At 60.5% G+C, this 26,884-nt stretch carries 23 protein-coding genes and 1 other RNA gene; 2 read left to right on the plus strand and 22 right to left on the minus strand.

Annotated features, from left to right (window positions below):
* Positions 1-42: 42 nt before the first annotated feature.
* The 4 genes from ftsA to aqpZ all read right to left on the minus strand — a co-directional run bounded on the left by ftsA (position 43) and on the right by aqpZ (position 4,141).
* On the minus strand, positions 43-1,374 hold the full coding sequence (gene ftsA / locus AC1DMK_RS04875; RefSeq protein ID WP_037064280.1) for a cell division protein FtsA: 1,332 nt from the start codon (positions 1,372-1,374) through the stop codon (positions 43-45).
* Positions 1,371-2,303, minus strand: coding sequence for a cell division protein FtsQ/DivIB (locus AC1DMK_RS04880; RefSeq protein ID WP_037064282.1), 933 nt, complete (start codon positions 2,301-2,303; stop codon positions 1,371-1,373). Before AC1DMK_RS04880 ends, ftsA begins: the two co-directional genes overlap by 4 nt.
* Complete coding sequence (locus AC1DMK_RS04885) at positions 2,291-3,217, minus strand: D-alanine--D-alanine ligase (protein WP_037064284.1); 927 nt, start codon at positions 3,215-3,217, stop codon at positions 2,291-2,293. The genes AC1DMK_RS04880 and AC1DMK_RS04885 overlap by 13 nt, the downstream gene beginning before the upstream one ends.
* Before the next feature lie 237 nt (positions 3,218-3,454).
* Positions 3,455-4,141, minus strand: coding sequence for an aquaporin Z (gene aqpZ, locus AC1DMK_RS04890; protein WP_037064285.1), 687 nt, complete (start codon positions 4,139-4,141; stop codon positions 3,455-3,457).
* Between the two features lie 212 nt (positions 4,142-4,353).
* On the opposite strand from aqpZ, the gene AC1DMK_RS04895 reads away from it, so the two are divergent.
* Together AC1DMK_RS04895 and AC1DMK_RS04900 are read left to right on the plus strand one after the other, a co-directional pair.
* Positions 4,354-5,658 (plus strand): MFS transporter, encoded by a 1,305-nt coding sequence (locus AC1DMK_RS04895; protein ID WP_477857466.1) that lies wholly within the window; start codon positions 4,354-4,356, stop codon positions 5,656-5,658.
* A gap of 114 nt (positions 5,659-5,772) precedes the next feature.
* Positions 5,773-6,867, plus strand: a complete 1,095-nt coding sequence (locus AC1DMK_RS04900; RefSeq protein ID WP_477857468.1) for a metallophosphoesterase — start codon at positions 5,773-5,775, stop codon at positions 6,865-6,867.
* 4 nt (positions 6,868-6,871) lie between these two features.
* Here AC1DMK_RS04900 and murB read toward each other — a convergent pair whose 3' ends face one another.
* From murB to AC1DMK_RS04990, 18 genes are all read right to left on the minus strand, one after another.
* Entirely contained in the window at positions 6,872-7,846 is a 975-nt protein-coding gene (gene murB, locus AC1DMK_RS04905) for a UDP-N-acetylmuramate dehydrogenase (protein ID WP_037064288.1), read from the minus strand.
* Positions 7,843-9,258 carry a UDP-N-acetylmuramate--L-alanine ligase gene (gene murC, locus AC1DMK_RS04910; protein ID WP_477857469.1) on the minus strand — a complete coding sequence of 472 codons (1,416 nt, stop codon included), beginning with the start codon at positions 9,256-9,258 and terminating at the stop codon, positions 7,843-7,845. The genes murB and murC overlap by 4 nt, the downstream gene beginning before the upstream one ends.
* On the minus strand, positions 9,255-10,379 hold the full coding sequence (murG, locus tag AC1DMK_RS04915) for an undecaprenyldiphospho-muramoylpentapeptide beta-N-acetylglucosaminyltransferase (RefSeq protein ID WP_037064293.1): 1,125 nt from the start codon (positions 10,377-10,379) through the stop codon (positions 9,255-9,257). The genes murC and murG overlap by 4 nt, the downstream gene beginning before the upstream one ends.
* A 6-nt stretch (positions 10,380-10,385) precedes the next feature.
* Positions 10,386-11,540 carry a putative lipid II flippase FtsW gene (ftsW, locus tag AC1DMK_RS04920; RefSeq protein ID WP_037064294.1) on the minus strand — a complete coding sequence of 385 codons (1,155 nt, stop codon included), beginning with the start codon at positions 11,538-11,540 and terminating at the stop codon, positions 10,386-10,388.
* A 1-nt stretch (position 11,541) separates the two neighbouring features.
* Positions 11,542-12,954 (minus strand): UDP-N-acetylmuramoyl-L-alanine--D-glutamate ligase, encoded by a 1,413-nt coding sequence (murD, locus tag AC1DMK_RS04925; RefSeq protein ID WP_477857472.1) that lies wholly within the window; start codon positions 12,952-12,954, stop codon positions 11,542-11,544.
* Between the two features lie 7 nt (positions 12,955-12,961).
* A complete protein-coding gene (gene mraY / locus AC1DMK_RS04930) occupies positions 12,962-14,062 on the minus strand; it encodes a phospho-N-acetylmuramoyl-pentapeptide-transferase (RefSeq protein ID WP_037064298.1) in 1,101 nt (366 codons plus the stop codon).
* A gap of 22 nt (positions 14,063-14,084) precedes the next feature.
* Positions 14,085-15,518, minus strand: coding sequence for a UDP-N-acetylmuramoylalanyl-D-glutamyl-2,6-diaminopimelate--D-alanyl-D-alanine ligase (locus tag AC1DMK_RS04935; RefSeq protein WP_037064300.1), 1,434 nt, complete (start codon positions 15,516-15,518; stop codon positions 14,085-14,087).
* Positions 15,515-16,975, minus strand: coding sequence for a UDP-N-acetylmuramoyl-L-alanyl-D-glutamate--2,6-diaminopimelate ligase (locus tag AC1DMK_RS04940; RefSeq protein ID WP_477857475.1), 1,461 nt, complete (start codon positions 16,973-16,975; stop codon positions 15,515-15,517). Before AC1DMK_RS04940 ends, AC1DMK_RS04935 begins: the two co-directional genes overlap by 4 nt.
* Before the next feature lie 67 nt (positions 16,976-17,042).
* Complete coding sequence (locus AC1DMK_RS04945) at positions 17,043-18,794, minus strand: peptidoglycan D,D-transpeptidase FtsI family protein (RefSeq protein WP_037064306.1); 1,752 nt, start codon at positions 18,792-18,794, stop codon at positions 17,043-17,045.
* A gap of 2 nt (positions 18,795-18,796) precedes the next feature.
* On the minus strand, positions 18,797-19,207 hold the full coding sequence (ftsL, locus tag AC1DMK_RS04950) for a cell division protein FtsL (protein ID WP_037064308.1): 411 nt from the start codon (positions 19,205-19,207) through the stop codon (positions 18,797-18,799).
* A 1-nt stretch (position 19,208) separates the two neighbouring features.
* Entirely contained in the window at positions 19,209-20,234 is a 1,026-nt protein-coding gene (gene rsmH, locus AC1DMK_RS04955; protein WP_477857477.1) for a 16S rRNA (cytosine(1402)-N(4))-methyltransferase RsmH, read from the minus strand.
* Between the two features lie 14 nt (positions 20,235-20,248).
* Positions 20,249-20,689: a division/cell wall cluster transcriptional repressor MraZ gene (mraZ, locus tag AC1DMK_RS04960; RefSeq protein WP_477857479.1), complete on the minus strand. Its 441-nt coding sequence runs from the start codon at positions 20,687-20,689 to the stop codon at positions 20,249-20,251.
* A gap of 920 nt (positions 20,690-21,609) precedes the next feature.
* Positions 21,610-22,005: RNase P RNA component class A (gene rnpB / locus AC1DMK_RS04965), an RNA gene on the minus strand.
* Positions 22,006-22,060: 55 nt separating this feature from the next.
* On the minus strand, positions 22,061-23,251 hold the full coding sequence (locus AC1DMK_RS04970; RefSeq protein WP_477857481.1) for an NAD(P)/FAD-dependent oxidoreductase: 1,191 nt from the start codon (positions 23,249-23,251) through the stop codon (positions 22,061-22,063).
* Between the two features lie 10 nt (positions 23,252-23,261).
* Positions 23,262-24,452, minus strand: coding sequence for an NAD(P)/FAD-dependent oxidoreductase (locus tag AC1DMK_RS04975; RefSeq protein ID WP_477857483.1), 1,191 nt, complete (start codon positions 24,450-24,452; stop codon positions 23,262-23,264).
* Positions 24,453-24,551: 99 nt separating this feature from the next.
* Entirely contained in the window at positions 24,552-25,073 is a 522-nt protein-coding gene (locus AC1DMK_RS04980; RefSeq protein ID WP_037064317.1) for a lytic transglycosylase domain-containing protein, read from the minus strand.
* A gap of 259 nt (positions 25,074-25,332) precedes the next feature.
* Positions 25,333-26,097: an N-acetylmuramoyl-L-alanine amidase gene (locus AC1DMK_RS04985; protein WP_477857485.1), complete on the minus strand. Its 765-nt coding sequence runs from the start codon at positions 26,095-26,097 to the stop codon at positions 25,333-25,335.
* Entirely contained in the window at positions 26,094-26,801 is a 708-nt protein-coding gene (locus AC1DMK_RS04990) for a TerB family tellurite resistance protein (protein WP_477857487.1), read from the minus strand. The genes AC1DMK_RS04985 and AC1DMK_RS04990 overlap by 4 nt, the downstream gene beginning before the upstream one ends.
* Between the last annotated feature and the right edge of the window lie 83 nt (positions 26,802-26,884).

A 26,884-nucleotide genomic window follows, 5' to 3' on the forward strand; every position in this document is an offset into this window, starting at 1 on the left:
CTCTCTATGGCCGCATCGCCACGCCGGCCAATTCACTCAATTTCAGAAACTTTCCTTCAGCCACTGCCCCATGCGGGCGATGCGGCTGGTATTTCCCCCAAGCGACAGGAGCAGACCGCTCTGTGACGCATGTGTTTCCATGTCCGCAACCTGCGGATAAATCATCAGGCCGACAGCTGTCGAAAAGGCCGGGCCCTTTGCCGCCGTCGGCAGCCCCGAGACGCCCATCGGACGACCGATTCGAACGTTGCGGGCAAGAATGCGGCGCGCCACGTCGGCAAGACCGGTCAACTGGCTGGCGCCACCCGTCAGCACGACGCGCTTGCCAACGATCGGGCTGAAGCCCGAGCGTTGGATTCGGTCGCGAATCAATTCCATCGTCTCCTCGATGCGAGCACTCACGATGCGCGAAACCAGCGCACGCGGCACCTGCGTCGGCAGATCGCGGTCGTCTTCGCCGATCGGCGGGATCGAGATCAGCTCGCGCTCATCGGAAGAATTCGGCATTGCCGAAGCGTGAACGACCTTCAGCCGCTCTGCATCTTCGATGCGGGTCGAAAGGCCGCGCGCCAGATCGGTGGTGACATGATGACCGCCAAGGCTGACGGCATCCGTATGCACGAGCTTGCCTTCGGCAAACACGGAGATCGTCGTGGTGCCGCCGCCCATGTCGATCGCGGCGCAGCCAAGCTCGACTTCGTCGTCGACCAGAGCTGCAAGGCCGGACGCGTAAGGTGTCGCAACGATGCCTTCGACCGAAAGATGCGCACGGTTGACGCTGAGCTCTAGATTCTTTAGCGCGGTACGTTCGGCAGTAACGACATGCATGTCCACGCCAAGGACGTCGCCGTACATCGACAGCGGATCGCGGATGCCGCGCTCGCCGTCGAGCGAGAAGCCGGTCGCCAGCGAATGCAGCACTGCACGATCCTGGCGCAGGGACTGCTGGCAAGCGGCGGACAGAACCTTCTTGAGGTCGTTCAGCTCGACTTCCTGGCCGCCGAGATCGATCGTCGCGGTGTAGATGTCGCTGGCGAGACGTCCGGCCGTCAGGTTGACAATCAGGCTTTCGACCGTCAGCCCGGCCATGCGCTCGGCCGCATCGACGGCAAGACGGATGACGCTTTCCAGCGCATCAAGGTCCGAGATCGCACCGGTCTTGATGCCGCGTGAACGCTGATGGCCGATACCAATGATTTCGATGTTGTGCGTGCGGCCAGGCAAAACCTGACTTTCCTCGCGCGGGGTCAACCGGCCGATCATGCAGACCACCTTCGTCGATCCGATATCGAGCACGGAAACGACATGCGACCGCTTCGACGAAAGCGGCTTAAGGCGCGGCAATCCAAAATGGGACGAACCGAACAAGCTCATATATTCTGCCCCGCCTTCTTCAAATCCTTGGTACGCTGGTCAAGCGCGAGCTGGCGCCGCGCCATGGCTTCCGGCGTCAGCTGAATGGCCATGCGGTCGGAAAGCCTGAGATCGACGGCCGCGATATCGCGATCGAGAAGATCCTGCTCCTGGTTGAATTTCGAAAGCCGCGCCAGCGCCAGATCGACATCGTCTTCCGGCAGCTTGATAACGACGCCGTTATCCATATGCAGATCCCAGCGACGTCCGGAGATCCAGACGTAGGCCTTCACGCGCGCCTTGATCTCGGGCCACTTCGCAAACTCGCCTTCCAGCGAAGCCGCCGCCACCTCGGCACCACGGCCGACGACCAGCGGCAACTCCGAAAATTTGTTGTCACGAAGCGGCGCGATCACCGCCCCACCCTTCTCGACGAGCGAGAGCTCCTGTCCGTGCTGCCAGATCGCGTAGGCCTGACGCTCCTGTAGCTTAACTTCGATCGCCTTCGGGTAGACCTTGCGGACTTCGACGCTCTCGACCCATGGCAACTTCGCAATCTTTTGGCGCGCAGCATCCACATCGAGAGCAACAAGCGACGTCGTACCGTCCAGACCGATAAGCTGCAGAATATCAATTTCGGAAGTCTCGGAATTGCCCGAAACCTTCACGTCCTCGATCGCAAAACCGGCAGCCGCCGTCGTCGCCTGGGCAACGACTTCCGTATGACCGCCAAGCGACATGCCATAGAAACCGGTCGCAGCAAAAAATGCCAAAGCGGAAACCGTGCCGGTATGGGCCGGAATGTGAATTCGACCACTACCGAGACTGACAAGGAAGCGAACGAGGCGGCGCAGCGGGCGCGGCAACACCATCCGTCCGTCGCCTTCCGCATACGGAGGCTCGACACGATGGCTTGGGCGCCCCATCCTTTTGACCGTCACCGAGAACAAGAAGCGTCCTCCACCATCCAACGGAGAAATTCACCGAACGAGTAACCAGCATGGCCGGCCATTTCAGGCACAAGAGAGGTTGGTGTCATGCCCGGCTGTGTGTTGATTTCCAGCCAGATGATTTCACCATCTTCGGAGAAGCGATCGTCGTAGCGAAAGTCTGAGCGACTGACCCCACGGCAACCAATTGCTTGATGCGCCCTTAGCGACAATGATTGTATTTTTTGGTAAATATTCGGTGAAATTTTCGCCGGGATGACGTGTTTTGACCCGCCGGCGACATACTTGGAATCATAATCGTAGAAACTGTGGCCCAGCGGCACGATCTCGGTAACGCCAAGCACCCGATCGCCCATGACGCCGCACGTCAGCTCGCGACCATGAACATAGCGCTCGACGATAACCTCTTCGCCGTAGCGCCATTCCGGCGAACCGATGATCTGCGGCGGATGTGTCTGGTCGTCCTGAACGATGACCACGCCGAAGCTGGAACCCTCGCGCACAGGCTTCACGACATAGGGCGGCTTCATCGGATGATCAGCAGGGAATGCGAATCGATTGATCACCTGCGACTGCGCAACCGGAATGTCGGCAGCGGCGGCAACGCCCTTCGCCTTGCCTTTGTCCATGGCAAGCGCAGAGGCAAGAACGCCGGAATGCGTATAGGGGATTTCGAGATACTCGAGGATACCCTGAATGGTGCCATCCTCGCCAAACGGGCCATGCAAGGCATTGAAAGCCACATCGGGACGCAGAGCAGAAAGCTTTGCCGAGACGTCGCGATCGACATCGATTCGCGTTACCTGAAAGCCTTCAGCCTCAAGAGCATCCGCACATGCCGTCCCGGAGGAAAGGCTGACAGGCCTCTCTGAGGAAAACCCGCCCATAAGGACAGCGACATGCTTGCGACTCATAGATACCCCCAAAATAACTGGCAGCGTGAATTCCGATGCTTGCCTCAAGCTTGCTTCACACCGAATCCGGAGCCCTTGGCACAGGTGTATTAGAGCAGCATTATAGTTAACGAAGCGTTTACTTTCGTTAACTTCCAGCTCAGGAAGTCACAAAACCGAACACCGATGGGCGGCTACAAACGCAAAAACCCGCACCGTGGGCGGTACGGGGTTTTCCTCAAAACGCCGAAGCGAACCTCAGGATTCTTCGCCGACCGCCTTCCAGACAATGCCGCCAAGAACACCCCCGATCAGCGGCGCGACCCAGAACAGCCACAACTGCTGCAGAGCCCATCCGCCCACGAAAAGCGCCTGGCCCGTCGACCGGGCAGGATTGACGGACGTGTTGGTCACCGGGATCGAGATCAGATGGATCAGCGTCAGCGCCAACCCGATGGCAATCGGCGCAAATCCCGCCGGTACCCTGCTGCTCGTGGAACCGAGAATGATGAAGATGAAGAACAGCGTCAGCACGATTTCGATGACAAGCGCGGAGACGAGCGAATAGCCGCCAGGCGAATGCTCGCCATAACCATTGGAGGCAAACCCACCGAGTTCGAAGCCCGCCTTGCCGCTGGCGACGACATAGAGAACGCCCGCGGCGACGATCGCGCCGACGACCTGCGCAACGATGTATGGAACCACACGGCCCGCCGGAAACTTTCCGGCGACGGCAAGACCGACCGAAACTGCCGGGTTGAAGTGGCCGCCGGAAATGCCGCCGACAGCAAAAGCCATGGTAAGCACGGTAAGACCGAAAGCAAACGCGACGCCCATAAAGCCGATCCCCAGCTCAGGAAATGCCGCGGCAAGTACGGCGCTGCCGCATCCGCCGAACACGAGCCAGAAAGTACCAAGAAATTCTGCAATAAGACTTTTCTGCATAGTTCCCTCCTGCGCTCAACCAGAGCGTTACCGAAGATTCCGCTCATATTGATTCTGGTCAAGTAAGTAAGGTTGCCGACGCCGGATCGGAGCAAAAGGAAGCACCCTGATTTTTGTCTGTTTATTGCGCGTTTTGCATTTGCGCCGAATTAAGATTGCGTTAAGAGCCGAGTGCCTCCCAGGCACCCAATGAAATCCCGATTGGAATGAATATGTCAGACGCGATATCCAAAGTATCGCCGACCTCCGCTTCATCGAACAGTGCGCACGTGAATTCGCCGGCGCGTGTTCTGATCGCGAGCCTCGTCGGCACCACGATCGAATTCTTCGATTTCTATGTCTATGCAACCGCCGCCGTGCTGGTCTTCCCGACGCTGTTCTTCCCGAACAGTGATCCGACCACAGCACTGCTTGCCTCCTTCGCGACCTTCTCGATCGCCTTCTTCGCCCGCCCGCTCGGCGCCGTTGTTTTTGGCCATTTCGGCGACAGGATCGGCCGCAAGACGACACTGGTGGCAGCCCTTCTGACGATGGGCATCTCGACGGTCGTCATCGGCCTGCTACCCTCGTACAATTCCATCGGCGTCCTCGCTCCGCTGCTGCTCGCGCTATGCCGTTTCGGCCAGGGTTTCGGCCTCGGTGGCGAATGGGGCGGCGCGGTGCTGCTCGCAACCGAGAACGCGCCGGAAGGCAAGCGCAGCTGGTACGGCATGTTCCCGCAGCTCGGCGCCCCAGTCGGCCTCTTCCTGTCATCGGGCATCTTCTGGCTGCTGCTGCAGGTTATGTCTCAGGACGCGCTTTTGAGCTGGGGTTGGCGGGTCCCGTTTATTGCGTCGATCATCCTGATCGTCATTGGTCTGTGGGTTCGTCTGTCGATCACCGAAACGCCGGCCTTCCAGAAGGCAATCGACAAGCAGGAGCGCGTCGCAGTGCCGGTCGCGGAAATCTTCCGCAAGCACAAGCGCAGCCTCTTCCTCGGCACTTTCGTGGCACTCGCGACCTTCGTGCTGTTCTACATCGGCTCGGCCTATCTGCTGTCTTACAACGTCAAAGTCCTGAAGATCCCGTTCCTCGACGCGCTCGAAATCCAGATCGTCGGCTCGGTGGCCTTCGGCGTCTTCATCCCGATCGCAGGCAAGCTTGCAGAACGGTTCGGCCGCCGCGAGGTGCTGATCCTCACGACGGTCCTGATCGGTGTTTTCTCCTTCTTCCTGCCCGGCCTGATGACCGGCGGTGAAGGCAGCATCCTCGTCTTCGCAATGCTGGCGATGGCGCTGATGGGCATGACGTACGGCCTGATCGGCACCGCGCTGGCGGCACCCTTCCCGACCGCGGTCCGCTACACCGGTTCGTCGATCACCTTTAACCTGGCCGGCATCTTCGGCGCCTCGCTGGCGCCCTATATCGCCACCTGGCTGCAGGCAAATTACGGCATGACCTTCGTCGGTTACTATCTCGGCATCGCCGCCGTGATCACACTGGTGTGCATCCTGGCATCCGGTCGCGACGAAGTCTGAGCACAACAAGCAACCCAACCAAAGGGCCGCGACGAACAACCGTCGCGGCCCTTTTCGTTGTTGCCTGTTAGCGCACTGGCTCTATTTTTCCGCCACGAGGAATTGGAGGTCGGGATGCTCACCAGACGAACGTTGCTGGCACGTGGATTGGGGGCCGGTTTTTCCCTGGCATTGCCTTCGCTTGCCCGGGCAGCAAGCATTCCCGCCGTCGATGTAACCTTCCTTGTCGTCAACGACATACATGCGTGCCGCGTTGGCGACGGGCTCAGCCCCGGCTGCCAGGCAGAGGGAAAGACCGACGCGAACCTGTTGCGCCACATCCGTGCACTGAACAGCATCCATCACCGGATGTGGCCGGAGGAGGTCGGCGGCAAGCCGAGCGGTCTAAGCGTCGCCGGTCAGCCTGTCGCCAAACCGCAGGGCATCGTCGTATGCGGCGACGTGACCGACGATGGCGGCGGCCAGAGGGCGGAATTGGCAGAAGGCTCGCAATTGCTGCAGTTCTCACACCGCTACCAGCAGGGTCCGGGACCTGATCGCGTCCACTTCCCGGTCTATGTCGGTCTCGGCAATCACGATCTCGACCAGGACGGACGACCGCCGCAGGTGGACTGGTACCGCGACGAACTGCGCGACTATGTGCAGATGAATCATAAGCCCAGCGTCTTCTTCAAGCCGGTCGTCCCCGTCGACAACTACGACGAAGGGTCGGACAACTACTCCTGGAACTGGGGCGGGCTCCATCTCATCCAGGCCCAGCGCTATGGCGGCGATGACACCAAGGGAGCGGCGAGCGGCCTTGAATGGATGAAACGCGATCTTGCCAACTATGCCGCCGATGGCCGGCCGGTGGTTATCTTCCAGCACTACGGATGGGATAAATTTTCGCTGGAGCGTTGGGATCCGCAGACGAAAACCTTTACCGACGAAGGCAGCGGCGCGCCCCACTGGTGGGGTGATTCACAACGTCAGGAACTGCTCGCAACCTTCAGCGGCTACAACGTAATCGGCATCTTTCACGGCCACGAGCACGATACGCCTATGGCCTACAGCGTGGGCAACATCGACCTGTTCAAGGCGAGAGCCGCCTACATGGGGGGCTTCTGCCTTGTGCGCGTCACAAACGACCGGATGGACGTGGCGATCGGCGACGCGACCGACGACGGCGGCGTCATCTTCACGACCGCCTTCACCAAACAACTGCGCTAGAACGCTACTCCGTCGTCGCGCCTTGGAACGGGCGCACCTCGCGCCCCGGCATGAAGATGCCAAGTCGCTTGATCTCCCATTCGAGCTTGATACCGGAATTCTCGAAGACGAGGCCGCGAACCTGTTCGCCGAGATATTCCAGATCGTAGCCGGTCGCCTGTCCGGTATTGATCATGAAGTTGCAGTGCAGCGAGGACATCTGCGCGCCGCCGATCACCAGGCCACGGCCGCCTGCCTCGTCGATGAGCTTCCAGGCCGAATGTCCCTCGGGATTCTTGAAGGTCGAGCCCCCGGTCTTCTCACGGATCGGCTGCACAGTCTCGCGATGATTGCGCACGGCATCCATATCGGCGCGGATCTTCGCACGGTCTTCCGCATACCCCTCGAAAAGTACGGAGGTGAAGATCAGGTCGCTCGGAGCGGACGAATGGCGATAGGCATAACCCATATCGGCTTTCGAAAGCACATGCCTGTTGCCCTTGCGGTCGACCGCATTGACCTCGATGAGGCGCTCGCGCGTCTCGCCACCATTGGCGCCGGCATTCATCCGCGCCGCACCGCCGATGCTGCCGGGAATACCGTAGTAGAAATGAAAGCCGCCGATGCCGTGATCCATCGCCATCGCGGCGAGGTGTTTGTCCGGGCAGATCGCGCCGGCCCGAATGCGGTTTTCACCGGCAAGCTCGACCGAACCGAAGCCTTTCGCCGAAAGGCGCAGAACGACGCCCGGAATCCCCCCATCGCGGACCAGGATGTTCGAGCCCACACCAACGATGGTGAGGGGCACATCGTCCGGAAGCAACTTCAGGAAAGCTATGAGGTCATCTTCGTCGTGCGGCTGGAACATCAGCTCCGCAAGGCCGCCGGCATGGAACCACGTGACGCGATCCATCGGCGCATCCGGCGCGATCCTCCCGCGAATGTCCTTTACACCGTCGCCAAGCGACGCAAGAAGCTTTTCCCCATTCACCTGTTTCATGCAGATATTCCCGAAAGGCTTTCCAGTTGCTTGGGCAGTGCTGCCGCCCAGTATGTGATACTCCCAGCCCCCAACAGAACCACAAAATCGCCCGGCTTTGCAATCTCGGCGACCATTTCAGGCAAAAGGTCGGGAGACGGCAGGAAGCGCGCGTCACGGTGACCGCCCGATTTGATGCGGGAAACCAGCACCTCGGAGTCGATGCCCTCGATCGGATCCTCACCCGCGGCATAGACCGGCGCCAGGAAGATGCTGTCGGCATCGTTGAAGCAGGATGCGAATTCCTCGAACAAACTGGCAAGGCGCGAGTAGCGGTGCGGCTGGTGGACAGCTATAACACGGCCCTTGCAAGCCTCGCGCGCTGCACCCAGCACCGCCTTGATCTCGACGGGGTGATGCCCGTAGTCGTCGAAGATCTGCACGCCGTTCCATTCGCCGGTCAGCGTGAAGCGGCGCTTGACACCGCCGAACGAAGCCAACCCCTTGGCGATGTCCTCGCTCGACATGCCGAGACGATTGGCAACGGCGATCGCCGCGGTCGCGTTGGAAATATTGTGGCGACCGGGCATCGGGAGCACGAGGTTGTCGAGTTTGATGACCTGCCCGGTCCGGCGGCGGCGGATCTCGACGTCGAAGATCGAACGCGGACCGTCGATGCGGACATTCATGAAGCGGACGTCGGCCTGCGGGTTTTCACCGTAGGTAACGATCTTGCGGTCCTCGATGCGGCCGACCAGCGCCTGCACTTCCGGATGGTCGAGGCACAGGACGCCGAAACCATAAAACGGCACGTTCTCGACGAACTGGCGGAATGCGGCGCGGACGGCATCGAAGTTGCCATAGTGATCGAGGTGCTCGGGATCGATGTTCGTAATGACGGCGACATCGGCCGGAAGCTTGAGGAAGGTGCCGTCCGACTCGTCGGCTTCGACAACCATCCACTCACCCTCGCCCATCCGGGCATTGGTGCCGTAGGCATTGATGATGCCACCGTTGATGACGGTCGGATCCAGGCCACCGGCTTCCAGCAGCGTCGCGACGAGCGACGTGGTCGTCGTCTTGCCATGCGTGCCGCCGATTGCGATTGCGTTGCGGAAGCGCATCAACTCGGCCAGCATCTCCGCGCGACGCACAACCGGCAGCAGCTTTTCGCGCGCGGCGGCCAGTTCCGGATTGCTCTTCTTGATCGCTGTCGACACGACGACGACTTCGGCGTCACCGAGGTTTTCCGCCTTGTGCCCGACGAAGACTTCTATGCCCTTGTCGCGAAGCCGCTGAACGTTGGCGCTGTCGGCCTGATCCGATCCCTGGACTCGATGGCCGAGGTTGTGCAGCACCTCGGCAATGCCGCTCATGCCGATGCCGCCGATGCCGATGAAATGGACGAGGCCGATGGCCTTCGGCATTTTCATGCGCGTTTCCCCTTGAACTCTGCAATTGTACGTCGAGCCGCAATAGCCTCTACCATGTCGGCAAGCAAGTTCGCAGCGTCAGGTTTTCCCGCCTGCTTGGCGGCGGCAGCCATCCGGGCAAGCTTTTCCGGGTCGTTCATCACCTTGGTCAAAATGGCAGCGATCTTCTCGGAGGAGAGTTCGGCCTGGGCAATAACCTTGGCGCCACCGGTCGCCGCCAGGGCCTCGGCGTTCGCAGCCTGGTCGTGGTCCAGAGCATGCGGATAGGGCACGAGGATCGCCGGGCGCCCGATCACCGAGATTTCCGAAACGGTGGATGCGCCGGAGCGGCATATGACGAGATGCGCCTTGGCAAGCCGTTCTGCCATGTCGGTGAAGAATGGCGCGATATCGGCGCCCATGTCGAGCTTGGCGACACAATCGCCAACCAGCTCCATATCCTCCGGGCGCACCTGCTGCGTGATGCGCAGCCGGGAGCGCAGGGCATCGTCGAGCAGGCTGATCGCCGTCGGCATTGCCTTGGAGAAGTATTGCGCGCCCTGGCTGCCGCCGAAGACGACCAGATTGAACGGTTCACCGGGAAGCGAAGGCGCATAGGGCGTGTTCGCAGCCGCGATAATGGCAGGGCGAACCGGGTTGCCTGTGGTCACGGTCTTGTCGGGAAATGCACCGCCATTCTCCGGCAGGAAGCCGCCGGCGATCGCCTGCACGCGGCTCGCCAGCGCCTTGTTGGCACGCCCCATCACCGCGTTCTGTTCGTGGATCATCGCAGGTACGCCAAGTCGCGTTGCAGCAAGCAATGGCGGCACGGTCGGATAGCCGCCAAAGCCCACAACCACGACTGGATTGAGCCGCACAATCAGCTTCTTCGCAGCCCGCATCCCGCTCCAGAGCGTCCACATCGAGCGTGTCACCGCGACGGGGTTCTTCGAGGCGATTGTCGCGGAAGGCACGACATGGATCTCGTCGGCCGGAAATTTACCCGCATAGCGCTCCGCCCGGCTGTCGGTGACGAGGTGTACCGAATAGCCGCGCTCCTTCAGCTTGTAGGCCAGGGCTTCCGCCGGAAACACATGGCCGCCGGTTCCGCCGGCGGCAAGCAGGACGATGCCTTTGCTCATAAACTCTTACTCCGCCGGCATGCCGTGCGCGACGCGGAAGAGGCTCCGGTCCTGCGCACGCTTCTCCGGCCTGTGACGCGTCAAGGCGAGAATGAACCCGGCCGTGACGCAGATGGCAACCATCGACGAACCGCCGTAGGAAATCAGCGGCAGGGTCATTCCCTTGGCCGGCAGCAGTTCGAGGTTGACGCCCACGTTGATGATGGACTGTATGCCGATCTGCAGCACGAGGCCAGCAACGGCAAAGCGGTTGAAGTCGTTCCGCTCCTTGTAGGCATGCGAAAGCCCACGCAGCACGAGAACGGAGAAGAGCGCAACCAGCGCCATGCAGAAGACGATGCCGAACTCCTCGGCCGCGACAGAGAAGATGAAATCGGTATGTGCGTCCGGAATGATGCGCTTGACGATACCCTCGCCCGGCCCCTGGCCGAACCAGTCACCGCGAATGATCGCTTCACGCGCGGTATCGATCTGGAAGGTGTCGCCTTCCCCGGTCATGAACTTGTCGATGCGCAATGCGACGTGCGGGAAGACGTAGTAGGCGCTGACAAGGCCGCCCGCGCCGAGCGCGCCGAGAACGATGATCCACAGCCACGGCATCCCGGCCATGAAGAACATGCCGCCCCACACGGCCGTCGTCAGGATCGTCTGACCAAGGTCGGGCTGCGCCACGAGAAGCGCCGCGACAATGCCAAAGAGAATGATGGCGAAAAGATTGCCCGGGATTTCCGGTTGCCGCGCATGCTCGGCAAACAGCCAGGCGCAAACGACGACGAAGGCAGGCTTCATGAACTCCGACGGCTGGATTGAAATGCCGGCGAGCGTGACCCAGCGCCGCGATCCCTTGACCTCGATGCCGAAGAACAGCGCCAACAGCATCATCGCCAGGGCAACGATCAGCAGAAGGATCGCCGTTCGGCGCACCTGCCGCGGCGTTAGGAACGAAAGCCCGATCATGACGGAGATGGAAGGGATCATGAACGCCGCATGACGCTTGACGAAGTGGAACGGCTCCAGCCCGATACGCTCTGCAACCGCGGGCGACGCGGCGAACGAAAGCATGAAACCGATACCCATCAGGAAGATGAACATCGCCAGAAAAAAGCGGTCGATGGTCCAAAACCAATCGGCCAAAGGCCCACGTTCCGCGCGGCTTACCATGTCATTTATCTCCTGTTGCCGAACCGATCAGCATGGTGATCCCGTCGAGCGCTGCCACATGGCTGACAAATGCATCGCCCCTGACTTCAAAGTTCTTATACTGGTCGAAGCTTGCGCAAGCGGGGGACAGCAAAACGGCAGAAGGTACGCCTTCATCATTTTGCGCGTCCGCAGCCGCATGCGCGACGGCTCGTTCCAATGTCTCGGAAATCTCGTAGGTTACCGATTCGCCAAGCGTAGCAGCAAATTCGGCTGCCGCCTCGCCGATCAGATAGGCTTTTGCGACACGCGGGAAGAAAGGCGTCAGCGTCGAGATGCCGCCCGCCTTTGGCAAGCCGCCCGCAATCCAGTAGATCCGGTCATAACTCGACAGCGCAGGCGCTGCCGCGTCGGCATTGGTCGCCTTCGAATCGTTGACGAAGACCACGTTGCCGCGCCGGCCGACCGGCTGCATGCGGTGCTTGAGACCGGGGAAAGATGCAAGACCGGCGCGGATCTCGTCAACCGAGACGCCAACAGCAAGGCAGGCTGCGACGGCGGCAGCCGCGTTCTGCGCATTGTGGCTGCCGCGCAGCGTCTGGATGCCGTCGAGATCCGCGATCGGCAAGGCCGCTCCTGCGGATGCCTGAACGAGTTTCGTCCCTTCCGCATAGATGCCGCTGGCAAGCGGATGGCGTCTGGAAATGCGCGTGACTTTGCCGCCGGCCCGCTCGACGCGGTCGGCGATCATCTCGCAATGGCTGTCGTCGACGCCAATCACGGCGACGTCGCTGCCTGCAACCAGCCGCTCCTTGACGTCTGCATAATGCTGCATCGTCCCGTGCCGATCGAGATGATCCGGCGTCAGATTGAGGAGGATGCCCGCGGACGGGTTGAGCGTCGGCGCAAGATCGATCTGATAGGACGAACATTCGACGACATAAAATCGCCCTGCCTTCGGAGGCTCGAGCGTCAGCACCGCGGTGCCGATATTGCCGCCCAGCTGTGTGTCGCGCCCACTCGACTTCAGGATATGGGCAATCAACGCCGTCGTCGTCGATTTGCCGTTGGTGCCGGTGATTGCGATGAAGGCGCAATCAGGCGCATGCGCCCGGCGCTCGCGAACGAAGAGCTCGACATCGCCTACGATGTCGACGCCCGCGGCACGCGCCAGATCGACGGTCCAATGCGGCTTGGGATGCGTCAGCGGCACGCCCGGCGAAAGCACGAGGAGGGACTGGACACTCCAATCGATGGTCCTCAGATCGGCAGTGTGCACTCCCTCGGCCGCCGCCTTCATGACGCTATCAGGATTATCGTCCCAGGCCGTGACATCGGCGCCACCAAGGATCAGCGCGCGCGCTGTCGCAAAGCCGGAACCGCCGAGCCCGAAGAGCGCTACCTTCTTTCCTGCAAGCGTCGTGACCGCAATCATGACAGTCTCACCGCAGTTTCAGGGTCGAAAGGCCGAGCAGAGCCAGGCCGACGGCAATGATCCAGAACCGGATCACCACCTGGCTTTCCGTCCAACCTTTCTTTTCGAAATGGTGATGGATCGGCGCCATGAGGAAGACGCGGCGACCGGTCAGTTTGAAAAACCCGACCTGGATGATCACCGACAAGGTTTCCATGACGAACAGACCGCCGATGATGGCCATGACGATCTCATGCTTGGTGGCAACGGCAACCGTACCGATCGTACCGCCCAGCGCCAGCGAACCTGTGTCGCCCATGAAGATGGCGGCGGGCGGCGCATTGAACCACAAGAAGCCGAGACCCGCGCCGATGACGGCGCCAAGCACGACCGAGAGTTCGCCCGTACCCGGCACGAAGTTAATCTGCAGATAGTTTGCAAAAACCACATTGCCCGCGAGATAGGCGATCACACCGAACGAGGCGGCCGCGATCATCACAGGCACGATCGCCAGACCATCGAGGCCGTCCGTCAGGTTGACCGCATTGCCGGCGCTGACGATGACGAAGCCACCGAATACGACAAACATGACGCCGAGATTGAGCATGAAGTCCTTGACGAAGGGAAAGGCAACCGACGAACCGAACGTCGAACCGGCAGCTCCGGAGGCAAGTGCCGCGCGCATCATGAAAAAGACCGCGATGCCGGCGATCACGAACTCGATGCCGAGGCGGGCCTTGCCGGAGAAACCCTTGTGGCTCTGCTTGCTGACCTTCAGGTAGTCGTCATAAAAGCCGATCGCCCCGAAACCGAGGGTCACGAGCAGCGTCGCGACGACATAAACGTTGGAAAGATCGGCCCAGAGCAGCGACGAGCCAACGATGCCGGCCAGGATCATCAGCCCGCCCATGGTCGGCGTACCGGCCTTCTTGAAGTGCGTCTGCGGTCCATCGGCGCGGATCGGCTGCCCCCTTCCCTGACGAATGCGCAGCGAGTTGATGATCATCGGCCCGAACAGGAAAACGATCAGCGCGGAGGTGAACAGGGAGGCGCCCGTACGGAAAGTAATGTACCTGAACAGATTCAGGAACTTCAGGTGTTCCGACAGTTCGACTAGCCAAATCAGCATTCAGGGCCCCTTGTTTACCCGGTCAAAATTCGCGTTGCGTGTCGGCAAATAGTGGGAATTTGTCAAGAAGCGCAGCGACAATCTTGCCAAAACCGATGCCCAATGACGATTTTACCATCAGCACGTCGCCAACGGCCACCGAGTTCGATACGTATTCGATAAGGTCTTCCGTCTTTTCGCAGTGCACGACCTGCACGCTTTCGGGAAGCGATTCCTTGAGTGCAACCATTTCGGGGCCGGCAAGCCAGACGTGTTCGATGCCAGCCGCCAGAAGCGCCCCGGCGAGATCCGAATGGACCTTCTTCGAATAATCGCCCATCTCCAGCATGTCGCCGAGAACCGCGATACGGCGGCCGGATCCGGCAGGTACCGCGCTCGCCAAAACAGCGATCGCCGCCCGCATGGATGACGGATTGGCGTTGTAGCTCTCGTCGATGACCGTAAAAGTCCCGCGATCGATCGCCAGCCTGTGACGGCGGCCCCTGCCCTTTTCCGGCTGCAGTGTCGAAAGCGCTGCGATCGCCTGCTGCATGTCGGCGCCCACGATCTTCACGACGCCGAGCGCGGCAAGCGCATTCTCGGCGATGTGACGGCCGGGCGCACCGATGGCGACTTCCTTCGTCTCGCCGTCGATGGTGATCCACAGCGTCGAGCTTTGGTCCGATCCGTTGAACTCCGCGAGACGGTACTCCGCCTTCGCATGCTGGCCGAACGAGTGGATATGCTGGATTCCGAACGATTGCGCGGTGCGGTCCAGGAAATTGAACTGGTCGTTATCGCGGTTGAGTACGACATGCCCGCCGGGCACCACGCCTTCGAAAATCTCGGCCTTCGCCGTGGCGATTTCCTTGATGCTCTTGAAATTTCCAAGGTGTGCCGGCGCGACGGTGGTGATGACGGCGACATGCGGCTCGATCATCTTCACCAGCGGGCGAATTTCATCCGGATGGTTCATGCCCACTTCGAAGACACCGAAATACGTGTCGAGCGGCATGCGCGCGAGCGTCAGCGGCACACCCCAGTGATTGTTGAAGGACGCGACAGAGGCATGCACCTTGCCCGACGGCGACAGCATGCGCCTCAGCATTTCCTTGGTGGTGGTCTTTCCGACCGAACCTGTCACGGCAATGATCTGCGCGCGCGAACGTGCCCGCGCGGCCAAGCCAAGCCTGCCGAGCGCGGCCAGCACGTCGTCCACAACAATCATCGGAACCGTCAGTCGTCCCATAGCAGGAAGACGAGATTCGCTGACGATGAGAAGAGCTGCACCGTTGGCCATTGCCATCGACGCAAAGTCGTGGCCGTCGACACGGTCACCCTTGATTGCGAAGAAGGCTTCGCCCGGCCCGATGGAGCGGCTGTCGATGGAAATACCGGTGATGCCGTCAGGCAGCGTGCCGAACGGCCGGCCCGCCATGGCGGCGATCATGTCTTCCGTCGTCCAAAGCCAGCTCACGATTTCAGCTCCTCCAAAGCCTTGCGCAGTTCGGCGTGATCCGAAAACGGCAAGGTAACACTTCCGATCGTCTGCCCTTCCTCGTGCCCCTTGCCGGCAACGATCAGCGTATCGCCTGATGTCAGCATCCCGACCGCCTCGCGGATCGCCTTGGCGCGATCGCCGATTTCAGACGCGCAGCCCGCTGCCGCCATGATCTCGGCGCGGATCGATGCGGGCACTTCGGAGCGCGGATTGTCGTCCGTGACGATCACTACGTCCGCTAGCCGGCAGGCGATCTCGCCCATGATGGGACGCTTGCCGCGGTCGCGGTCGCCACCGCAACCGAATACCACGATTACCCGGCCGGTGGTGAAGGGTCGCACGGATTCAAGCACATTTGCGAGCGCATCCGGCTTGTGTGCATAGTCGACATAGGCCAGCGCGCCATCCTTGGTATGGCCGACGAGTTCGAGGCGACCGGACGCACCCTGCAGCTTCTCCAGCGCCGCCATGGCAACTTTTGCCGCAACGCCGGTCGACATCGCAAGCCCGGCGGCCACCAGCGCGTTGGCAACCTGGAAGTCGCCCGCAAGCGGGATATCGACCTCGAAGATTTCGCCCACGGCGTGGATTTCGGCAACCTGCTTGTGCCGGAAGTGCTCCACACGTTTCAAAGTCAGATAGTCACCCTTGCGCCCGACTGTTCGGACGTCATGGCCCGCAGCGCGCGCAGCCTTGATCGCCTGATCCGACCACGGATCATCTGCAAAGATCACGGCAGGCGAGCCCGTCGGCAGCAGCGTATCGAAAAGCCGCATCTTCGCAGCCATGTAGCTTTCGATGGTCGGATGATAGTCCATGTGGTCGCGGCCGAGATTGGTGAAGGCCGCCGCCGCGAGCTTGACGCCATCGAGCCGGCACTGGTCGAGGCCATGGCTGGAGGCCTCCATCGATGCGCGCGTGACGCCCTCGTCCGCAAGCTCCGCCAGAAGCGCATGCAGCGAAACGGGATCCGGCGTCGTCAGGGACCCATATTCGTTGCGCGTCGGCGAGACGACGCCGGTCGTGCCGATCATTGCCGCCGGATGACCGGCATGCGCCCAGATCTGCCGTGTAAAAGAGGCAACAGATGTCTTGCCGGCCGTACCGGTGACGGCCACCATCGTTTCCGGTTGCTTGCCGTAGAGCCGCGAAGCGCCGATCGACAGGAAACGGCGCGGCTCGCTCACCACAAGGACAGGAATGGAAGCATCCACGGCATGGGAGGCGACGGCAACGGCCGCACCCTTTGCCGCAGCGTCAGACACGAAACCGGCACCATCGACCTTGGTGCCGGCAACAGCCACAAACGCCATGCCCGGCGCAATCTTCCTGCTGTCGGAAGAAAGTCCGGAAATCTCCAGCCCGCCTACCGGCCCATCCATCTGTTCCTTGAGTTCCGGAAACGCATTTCCGGCGATGTCCCGCAATTTCATCGAACGCACATTTCTCTCTCGAGCCGCCGCGCCCCCATGGCGAATCGGCTTCGACATTCATTCAGACTCAATACGACACCAACATGGCCGATCCGTCGTCACCGAATTTAGGTTCCACACCGAGGATTGGCGCCGCGCGGGCGATGATGTTCTTGACCATCGGCGCTGCCGTGTAGGCTGCGATATTCTGGCCCTTCTCACCGTTGTGCGGCTCGTCGCAGAAAGTCAGCACGACATATTTCGGATCGTCAATCGGAAATGCAGCCAGGAAGGCGTTGAAGTTCAGGTTCGTTGCATAGCGTCCGTTGACGACCTTGTCGGCGGTGCCGGTCTTGCCTCCGACGTTGAACCCGGGCACATCGGCGTTGCGGCCGGAACCCTTGATACCGTTCAGCTTGAACAAATAGCGCACGTCATCGCTGGTGCTCTTCTTGACGACAAGCTCGGCGACATCGTCGGCTTGCTCGCGCGAACGCGGCAGGAAAGTCGGCTCGATGAGCTTGCCGCCGTTGACGAGTGCAGCACCCGCGACCGCCGTCTGCAGCGGCGTGGTGGAGACACCGTGGCCGAACGAGATCGTCACCGAGTTGATCTTCTTCCAGACTTTCGGCTGGCTTGGCATCTTCACTTCCGGAAGCTCTGTCCGCATCTTCGTCAGCAGGCCGAGCTTGGTCAGGTAGTCCTTCTGTGCCTCCATGCCAACGATATCGATGATGCGGGCCGTGCCGACATTCGAAGAATACTGGAACACTTCTGGCAGCGTCAGCCAGCGGCGCTGGCCGTGGAAATCGTGAATGGTGAAGCCGCCAATGCGGATCGGCTGGGTCGCGTCGAAGCTGTCGGTGAGCTTCACTTTGCCGGTATCGAGCGCCATCGCCAGCGAGAACGTCTTGAAGGTAGAACCCATCTCGAACGTACCGTTCGACATGCGATTCAGCCAGCCTTCCTTGGCGCCTTCCAGGGGATTGTTGGGGTCGAAATCAGGCGCCGATGCCATCGCCAGCACCTCGCCGGTATGGATATCCAGCACGACTGCGCCGGCACCCTTGGCTTCATAATTCGTCACCGCATTGGCCACGACGTCGCGAACGATGTTCTGGACGCGGATATCGACCGAAAGCCGCACCGGCTCCAGCGGCTGGTCGCTGGTCATTCCGACGGAGGCAAGATCGGCGAGCCCCTGGTCGTCGATATACTTCTCCATGCCGGCAACGCCGCGGTTGTCGATATTGACGTAGCCCAGGATGTGCGCGGCGGTCGCGCCGCCGGGATAGAAACGGCGCTTCTCGGGCCGGAAGCCGATGCCGGGTATGCCGAGCGCCAGGATCTGGCTCTGCTGCTTCGGCGTCAACTGGCGGCGCAGCCACGCAAAGTGGGAGGTCCGGTTCGCAAGCTTCTTGTAGGTGCCCTTCATGTCGAGATCGGGCAGAACCGTGGTCAGTTTTTCCACAGCCTCATCGGCATCGACAACCTTGTTCGGCTCGGCGAAGAGAGAAACGGTGCGGATGTCGGTTGCCAGCACTTCGCCGTTCCGATCAAGAATGTCGGGACGCGATGCCATCAGACGGTCAGGCGGCAAAATGCTCGAAACGACATCGGGATCGCGGACCGCATATTCCACGAGACGGCCGCCGATCACGCCATAAACGCAGACGAAGCCAACGATCAGAAGGCCAACGCGGCTCTTGGCCTGCCCCGCCCGCTTCTTTCGCGAGCCTTGTATGGTCGCATTGCCGGACGCTCCGCCGAAGCGATTGTACACGCCGGCAGAAAAATGCGCCTGGCTCTTCGACACCATGATGCGTGAAAGAAAGGACATCTCTACTCCACAGATCCGGTTGCCATATCGTCTTCGTCAGCGGCAGGCGCAGGCGGCGCGGCTTTCGGCTTGGCTTTCGCACCGTTCCCCGCTTTCGCCTCGGTAATATCGGGCACGGGAACCTGTGACCTCAGCATCGGCAATTCCTTGGCATGAACAAGAGAGGTCGACGGAGTCGGCTGCAATTGAAGCTCGCTGTTGTAGTTGGTGACGAGCCGCTCGAGCCGGTTCGGCTGCGACTGCAATGCCCAGTCCGCCTTCAGCAGGTCGATCGTATCTTTTTCCAACTTGATCTCGGCCTCAAGGCGATGAACCTCTTCCAGCTTAAGCTCGGCACGATGCTTGATCGTGTAGGTGACAGCCGCAGCGGCAGTCATGACACCTACAAGAACGAGGTCGAAGGTTCTCAGCATATCAGGCTCCGAGCTTTCCGAGACTTGCAAGATTGGGCAGCCCGAAGATCGATAGATCCGCAGGCTCGGCGGGAGCGTGAGTCCTCAGGCCGGCGCGCAGTTTCGCCGAACGTGCCCGCGGGTTTGCTTCGGCTTCAGCTTCGCTCGCGGAAACCATCGGCTTGCCGAGCCGTTCGAAGGTCGCGGCGCGTTCATGCGCAACCGGAAGGTGGCGCGAACCGACGGCCTTGCCCGCGCGGTCGGAAAAGAACGTCTTGACGATCCGGTCTTCCAACGAATGAAAGGTCACGACGACAAGCCGGCCGCCGGGCTTCAACGCGCGCTCGGCGGCAAACAACGCCTGCGCCAGCTCGCCGAGTTCGTCGTTGACGAAAATGCGCAACGCCTGGAACACCCGCGTTGCAGGATGGATCTTGTCCTTCATCTTGCGTGGCGTCACGATCTCGATCAGCCCGGCAAGGTCACGCGTTGTCTCGAACAGTTTTTCGGCGCGGCGCTTTTCGATCGCATGCGCGATGCGCGGCGCCTGGTTTTCTTCACCCAGATAATGAAAGATACGGATAAGCTCGGCGACCTTGGCGCGATTGACCACATCGGCGGCGGAAACGCCTGCGGCAGACATGCGCATGTCAAGCGGACCGTTCTTCTGAAAGGAAAACCCGCGATCGGCCTCATCGATCTGCATCGACGACACGCCGATATCGAGCACGACGCCATCAAGACCCCCGGCCGGTGCATGATCCGCCAGATTGGAAAACTGGGAATGCACAAGCGCAAGACGCCCCCCGTGGGCCGCAACCAGATCCTGGCCGGCTTCGATCGCCGTCGGATCGCGGTCGAGCGCAATCACGTCGGCACCGGCCGCAAGGATGGCAGAAGTGTAGCCGCCGGCGCCGAATGTACCATCAAGGACGATTTTGCCCGCAGACGGCTCAAGCGCCGCAAGAACCTCATTGAGAAGAACCGGAATGTGGCGAACCGGTCCGCCACCGGCATCAGTTGAACCTCCGCCAGGATTCACCACCATTCCGTTCCCTCGTTCTATTCGGAACGCCCGCCCGCCAGCCTGCGTTCCCCTCGTGCCTGCATCTGGGCAGCCTGAAATGCCTTCGGCTGCCACAGCTGAAAATGATCCGCCCGACCGACGAAGGTCACTTCGTCCGAGATTCCGGTGAAGTCGCGAATGAAATCCGTGACCATCAGCCGCCCCTCGGCGTCGAGCTTCATGAAGACCCCGCCCCCGTGAATGAGGAGCGACATCTCGTTCGCATCCGGCGAAAACGGATCTGCCGCAGCAATCTGCCGTTCGAACCTTTCGAGAAGATCCAAGCCGCCGATGCTGATCGCCGGAAACACAAAGTCCTGGAAGCAATAAAGCTCCTGGACATTGCGCTGCGCCAGCACGGAGCGAAATGCCGCCGGCACAGAAACCCGGCCCTTGGAATCGATCCTGTTGGTCGCATTTGAAAGGAAGCGGCTCATGACACGAAACATCCGTTCCCGAAAGAGCCCCGGCGAAAATCAAAAGCCCGGAACCCCGAAATTCAGACACAGCTTCGCAAGCCGAATGAAGCAAATTCCATTCGACGCTCCCGAGAAGGAGGGCGTTTTTACTTTGCGATGAGTGGGCACCTGATTGCCCTTGCGCAGTGCATGAATGGGATAACATGGGACCATATGGGCGTCAATGGGAAACGCCCGTCTCACGATGAGCGCAGTATCGAAAATTTATAAGCTGTTAAGTTTAACAAAGAGTTAGGATCGCCACGCCCGCCACGGGACATGTCCGCTACCGCCAGGATCGAAGATCCTCCCGCGTCCGGGATAAAACGACGTAAAAACATGAGATTAATACCAGTTTTCCACCAGATTTGCGACCCGCCCGCCCATCGAGAAACCTGATCCGAAACATTGGACCGGAATGAGAACGGGGTCATCCACGCTTGCCGAGCGTGGAAGCCTCATTTGCGCAATCCCGGAAAGCTCGTTTCCGTCGCGAAAATCGTCTGGAAAAACATTCTCCGTTTGGATGAGCCACGACGAACCCATTCGGATAGGGCGCACCGTCAAACAGTGTATTTTAGACAATTGAAATATAAAGAATCGAAACCATATCCCGCTCGAACACCAACGGGATATGGGGTCCACGATGTCGAATTTCACATTGAAGGGAATTCTATACGGCAGAAAAACTCAGGACAGCCGATTTCCAGTCGCTCCAGCAGGTCAAAAAGGGATGACCGCGGAAATACGGTGCCTCACCTGCGGAACGGTCTTCAAACGCTGGTCCGTTCTGTCGTCCAGCACCACGGTTTGCGACKAGTGCATGGCCGAACAACGCACCTCGCATTGAGACACAGGGCGTGCAGTGCAGCCTTGGCTGCACCGCTCGCATAGAAATAATCGCCAGTTGGCCTGTAAGCCGGGTTCTGTATGGCTCCGGCCGAAACCGGAACGTGGCAGCCATTCCTCTGGGACAGCGCTCGCGCGCTGCCTCACGCAACCCACCCGGATGACTGACCTGGAAACCGGCCGGACGACTTGCGCCATCCACGTCATCCCTATTCGGTCTTGCTCCCGGTGGGGTTTACCTTGCCATCGCCGTTGCCGGAGATGCGGTGGGCTCTTACCCCACCCTTTCACCCTTACCTGCCGAGGCAGGCGGTTTGCTTTCTGTGGCACTTTCCCTGAGGTCGCCCTCGCCGGACGTTATCCGGCACCGTGTTTCCGTGGAGCCCGGACTTTCCTCACCCTACCGCCTTTCGGCATTGGTAAAGCGCGGCTGCCCAGCCAACTGGCATGGCTCCCTTAACCGAGAGCGCTGACGAATACCACTGAAATATCCGACCGCTGCTAACGGAAATAAGGTTTGAAATCCGTCGCGTAGTCCTGCCCGTTGATTCGACCTGCGAGCATCGCCTCGGCACCAAGCCGCCCGATCTCGTCGGAACTTTTGGCAGCGGTACCGCAGCCGCCGGTGAGCACGGCAATGCGAGGAGAAGAGGTATAGCCGATCATAGGATAACCGCTCGGTGTGAACGAGACGACGCATGAGCCGCTCGACGTCGAAAGCGGCTGCAGCTCCGGGACCAGGCGCGAAATCAATCGTGTCAGGTGCTCTTGAGCCGACTGCCGTCCGTCGGTCCTGAACCAGGACCGCAATTCCGGCTCGCTGGCGAGCCTCACATCGTCTGGATCGCCACCGATCTTCATGTACAGCTTGCCGTCGGGATAGCGGATCGGAGGCAGCATGTAGATACCGTCGGCCCCGTTTGCTCCCTGGGCGATCAATGACGGCATCCCGGCAAAAGCCTCGGCCGTCTCTTCTGCGACCTCGTAGAAGGCGACCGTCCGGGCGTAAACCGCCATATCAACAGGCTGCGGCAACAGATTCTCCGCAATGGAAAAACCGCCCGCGGCAAGCAGCACCTTCTCGCCGCGATAGGTCCTGCCGCTCGCGGTCTCGACGGCAACGATGCCGCTTTCCTCCTTTATGGACACAGCCACATCGCCGATGATCGCGGCTCCGGCTTTCTCTGCTGCCGCTGACTGCGCCCGCACGAGATTGCGCGGACTGATGTAGCCGGCACCAGTCGCCTCGTGGACGCCTTCACTGCCCGCCGGAAAAGAAAAGTAAGGGAACCGGCGCTTCAAGTCCGCATCGTCGACAAGCGTCGTATCGGCTCCGAGTGACGCCGCGGCGTCGACGGTCCGCGCGATATAATCGTCCGCGCCTCCGCGCGCCGGCCCGACGACAAGGCACCCCGCTGACGTGTAGAATGAAATGCCGCTCTCTCGCTCGATCTCGCGATAGCGGGCAATCGATCGATTGGCAAGCAGCGCCCAGTCGCGATCGGGGTCGATCGTTCGCGTGATGCGACCCTCGTCGTAATGGCTGGCGAAAACGCCCGTATGGGTCTTCTTATCGAACGGCTCGTCGGGCCCGATCACCGCAACGCCGTCCGTCTCGCGCGCCAGATGCCTTGCAGCCGCAGCGCCCATAAGGCCTCGGCCGACGACGATATATTTGAAATCCTTGTTCACTGCTTGCCCCTCATCGGAAGACCGGCGTAAGTTCCCTGCCGAAATCCTCTTCGCCAAGCCAGCCCTGCGTCATTATGACGGCACCGAGACGGCCGAGTTCGTCGGAAGACTTCGCTGCGACGAAGTTGCCGCCGGTCAAGAGCGCGATGCGCGGCGAATCGGTAAAGCCCGCATAGGGATAGGCAGTCGGCGTGAAGGTCGCCACGCACGGCGCTGCGGTAACCGGACAACCCGAAAGAGCCGGCATCAGTCTGGAGGCAATGGCGACAAGCTGATCGCGCTCGGCCGGATCGCCATCCGACCTGAACCAGGCGCCGGCTTCTTCCAGCCTGTCGAAAACCTTGGCCTCGGTATCGCCACCAAGCTTCAGGTAAGCCTTTCCATCGGGATAGCGCACGGGCGGCAGGATGTAGATGTGATCCTCGTCCCGGTCGCCGAAGATGATGCTCGACGGCATGTCGCCGAAGAGCGCCATTTCGCGTTCACCGACCTCATAGAAAACCACCGTGCGGGCCGCCACGCGAATATCGGCAGGAGACGGAAGAAGCCGATTGAAGTTCGTGAAACCGCCTGCGGCGACCAGGACGCGCTCCGCGGTATAGACCCTGTCGGCGACGCTTACCTCGACATGATCACCCGCATCCCTCACCCCGGTCACGGTTGCATCGATCACCCGGGCGCCGCTGGTCTCGGCAAGCGCCACCTGGGCTCGCACCAAGGCGCGGGGGTTGACGTGGCCGGCACGGCGCTTCTCGAAAAAGCCCTTGAAGGACCCATTCAGGGAAAACTGCGGAAACCGTTCGCTCAACGCGGATGGCTCGAGCGTTTCAATTTCGAAATGGAGTGTGGCGGCTACATCGAGTGCGCGGCCGAGATAGCCTTGTCCGCGTTGCGGAGGCGGTCCGGCGAACAGGCATCCTGCCTCCGTGAAGAAGGAGATGCCGCTCTTCGCCTCGATCTCTGCGTATCGATCCAGCGAGCGGGCAGCCAGCGTAGCCCAGACCACGTTGTCGTCGAACGTTCGCGCAATGCGAGCCTCGTCATAGTGGCTCGCGAATACGCCGCCATGGTGGCTCTTGCGCTCGGCCGGCTCACGCGGACCGATAAGAGCCACACCTTCGATCATTGCGGAAAGGTGGCGGGCCGCAGCCGCGCCCATCATTCCGCGCCCGATCACGATCACCTTGAAATCGACTGCCATATCTCACCTCGCTTCGAAGCCAGATAGCATGGTCGCCAAGTTGAATCATATTGTTAAGTGCGCATCCCAAGACATTCGGGAACAAGCACTGAGTGGCAATCAGTCGAGCATCGCCAGCACCTTGCCGCAATAGGCCTTGGAGACCGGATTCATCCGGGTTGCCCCATGCCCTGCGTTGTATTTAAGGATGGTCCCGCAGGTTTCGCCACCGCCAAGTTCATGCGCCGCGGCAAGGTATTTCATGCCGTATTTGATGTTCGTCTCAGGATCGAACAGCCCCTTGCTGTTACCGGAATAGCCCATCATCCGGGCAGTTGCAGGCTTGATCTGCATAAGGCCGACTTCACCGGCGCTGCCACGCGCGTTGGGATTGAAGTTGCTTTCGACGCGAACGACCGCTTGAGCGAGCTCGATGGGAACATTGTATTCGTTGGCGTATTTTATGATGATGGCGGAGTACTTGGTGGTCGTGATCCCCGGCATTGCAAAGCCGCTAGTGCGATCAACCGTCTTCAGAGGAACGGTCTTTTGTGCCTGGTTGCCCCATTCGCCCGCAAAGGCGCAATTGAATCCCATCAGCAGCGTGCCCACGCACACCACAGCAGAAATAATCTTTCTCATGCAGTCTAATCACTCCGACCAAAAGAATTACTGGGTACCAATTTAAGAAAAACCCCAGCAAAAATCAGCGTGAATACACAAGTTCACGACAGATATTCTTTTTGTTTCAATTGACGCCGGTCCGTAACCCCAAACAAAGCAACTGGCGCCGTTCAGCGACCGGGGTTAGACCATCGCAATGAGGAGATAATAGGGAAATGATGTGGCAGCGCAGTAAAGTCCCAAAATCTGGGATACCCAGCGCACCGGAAGACCTGCCCTAAGAGGCGTATCGCGGAAGCGTCGCCAGCAGGCGATGAAGGGTATCGATCGTCGAAAAATCGGCGATCCCATCGACCCTTCCAGGACGGAAATGGCGCTGGAACGCCTCAAGCTCGCCTGCCATCTTATCGGAGAATTCTCCAGTAATTTCCGTTCCGTAACCATACAGCGAGAGCATCGACTGCAGCGCTTCGACCGGCTGGCCCTGATCGCCGCGTTGGAAAAATCTTCCACCCGTGATCGGCGTGGGCTCGACCCAATGCCCGATACCCCCCTGATAGAGGTCATTCCAGGGAAATTTTTCGCCCGGATCGAGCTTGCGGCGCGGCGCAACATCGGAGTGACCGAGCACGCGTTCCGGCGTGATTGACCAACGTTGGCCGCAATCGCGACACAATTCGATCACCGCTTCGATCTGTGCCTTCGGGTATTCCGGCAGCCCGCCGGGGTGGCCGGCATTGGCAATCTCGATACCGATCGAAAGCGAATTGATGTCGCTCTCGCCATGCCAGACGCTTTTGCCAGCGTGCCAGGCCCGACGCTGCTCGGCAACGAGCTGCACGATGTCGCCGTTCTCGTGCACGAAGTAGTGGCTTGAAACCTGGCTCTCGTCACAACAGAGCCATTCCAGGGCACCCTCGGGCGTCGGCATCCCCGTATAGTGAAGGAGGATCATATCGGGCTTGCGCCCGCCCGCGCGTTCGCCGTAGTTCGGCGACGATCGCACGATCGCTTTCCGGTAGTCGGCCTCAAACGAGGTCATGCCGCGCGGCGTTCCTTCTCGATCTCTTCGTAGGCGGCGTTGAGCGCCGCCATCCGCTCGTTGGCGATCGCATGGAATTCCGCAGGCACGCCGCGCGAGACCAGTCGATCGGGATGATGCTCGCTGACAAGACCGTGATAGCGGCGACGTATGGTCGTGAAGTCGTCCGAGGGCGAAACGCCGAGCACCTTATAGGGATCGCGGCCGACGGACACGTGGCGCGCTGCAATCCGCTCGAAGCGTTGCTCGCTCATGTGGAAGATCTCCGCCACGTGCGTCAGGAAGCCCATTTCCTTCTCGTGAATAAGCCCATCCGCCTTGGCAATATGGAAGAGCCCGTCCAGCACCTCTTCGAGCACCGGGCAATTGGCCGCGCATGTCACGCACAGCGTCGATAGCTTCTCCGCATAGGCTTCGTACCCAGCCACGTCCTGACGCGCAAGATTATAAAGGCGCGCAACGTTCCGCGCCTGATCCGGCGGAAACTCGAAGATTTCACGGAAGGCTTCGACTTCCTTCTCGCTGACGATGCCGTCTGCCTTCGCCATCTTGGCTGAAAGCGCGATGATCGCGACAGAAAAAGCCACCTTGCGGCGGGTCTCCGGATCGCCTTCGAAAACCGTGCGGATTGCCTCGACCACAGCGGAGAGAGCATTTCCCGCGGCGTTTCCAATGGCATTCAGCAGTTTTTCCCAGAAGGACATCAAGGTCTCTCGCGCGTCAAATGAAAAACACCTTGAACAAATAAAGTTTGCCTTTGCAAGATAACGATTGGTCGTAGCGTTGA

The organism is Rhizobium sp. 05L419 (genome assembly GCF_056397845.1).

What these genes read in the sequence shown, in the direction of transcription:
- ftsL (WP_037064308.1), bottom strand. Translation starts at nt 19,207, where the DNA reads ATGCTGAGAACCTTCGACCTCGTTCTTGTAGGTGTCATGACTGCCGCT.
- AC1DMK_RS04895 (WP_477857466.1), top strand. Translation starts at nt 4,354, where the DNA reads ATGTCAGACGCGATATCCAAAGTATCGCCGACCTCCGCTTCATCGAAC.
- AC1DMK_RS04975 (WP_477857483.1), bottom strand. Translation starts at nt 24,452, where the DNA reads ATGGCAGTCGATTTCAAGGTGATCGTGATCGGGCGCGGAATGATGGGC.
- AC1DMK_RS04940 (WP_477857475.1), bottom strand. Translation starts at nt 16,975, where the DNA reads ATGAAATTGCGGGACATCGCCGGAAATGCGTTTCCGGAACTCAAGGAA.
- murC (WP_477857469.1), bottom strand. Translation starts at nt 9,258, where the DNA reads ATGAAAATGCCGAAGGCCATCGGCCTCGTCCATTTCATCGGCATCGGC.
- AC1DMK_RS04945 (WP_037064306.1), bottom strand. Translation starts at nt 18,794, where the DNA reads ATGTCCTTTCTTTCACGCATCATGGTGTCGAAGAGCCAGGCGCATTTT.
- AC1DMK_RS04980 (WP_037064317.1), bottom strand. Translation starts at nt 25,073, where the DNA reads ATGAGAAAGATTATTTCTGCTGTGGTGTGCGTGGGCACGCTGCTGATG.
- AC1DMK_RS04885 (WP_037064284.1), bottom strand. Translation starts at nt 3,217, where the DNA reads ATGAGTCGCAAGCATGTCGCTGTCCTTATGGGCGGGTTTTCCTCAGAG.
- murB (WP_037064288.1), bottom strand. Translation starts at nt 7,846, where the DNA reads ATGAAACAGGTGAATGGGGAAAAGCTTCTTGCGTCGCTTGGCGACGGT.
- ftsW (WP_037064294.1), bottom strand. Translation starts at nt 11,540, where the DNA reads ATGGTAAGCCGCGCGGAACGTGGGCCTTTGGCCGATTGGTTTTGGACC.
- ftsA (WP_037064280.1), bottom strand. Translation starts at nt 1,374, where the DNA reads ATGAGCTTGTTCGGTTCGTCCCATTTTGGATTGCCGCGCCTTAAGCCG.
- aqpZ (WP_037064285.1), bottom strand. Translation starts at nt 4,141, where the DNA reads ATGCAGAAAAGTCTTATTGCAGAATTTCTTGGTACTTTCTGGCTCGTG.
- AC1DMK_RS04900 (WP_477857468.1), top strand. Translation starts at nt 5,773, where the DNA reads ATGCTCACCAGACGAACGTTGCTGGCACGTGGATTGGGGGCCGGTTTT.
- murD (WP_477857472.1), bottom strand. Translation starts at nt 12,954, where the DNA reads ATGATTGCGGTCACGACGCTTGCAGGAAAGAAGGTAGCGCTCTTCGGG.
- rsmH (WP_477857477.1), bottom strand. Translation starts at nt 20,234, where the DNA reads ATGGTGGTGAATCCTGGCGGAGGTTCAACTGATGCCGGTGGCGGACCG.
- AC1DMK_RS04990 (WP_477857487.1), bottom strand. Translation starts at nt 26,801, where the DNA reads ATGTCCTTCTGGGAAAAACTGCTGAATGCCATTGGAAACGCCGCGGGA.
- murG (WP_037064293.1), bottom strand. Translation starts at nt 10,379, where the DNA reads ATGAGCAAAGGCATCGTCCTGCTTGCCGCCGGCGGAACCGGCGGCCAT.
- mraZ (WP_477857479.1), bottom strand. Translation starts at nt 20,689, where the DNA reads ATGAGCCGCTTCCTTTCAAATGCGACCAACAGGATCGATTCCAAGGGC.
- AC1DMK_RS04985 (WP_477857485.1), bottom strand. Translation starts at nt 26,097, where the DNA reads ATGACCTCGTTTGAGGCCGACTACCGGAAAGCGATCGTGCGATCGTCG.
- mraY (WP_037064298.1), bottom strand. Translation starts at nt 14,062, where the DNA reads ATGCTGATTTGGCTAGTCGAACTGTCGGAACACCTGAAGTTCCTGAAT.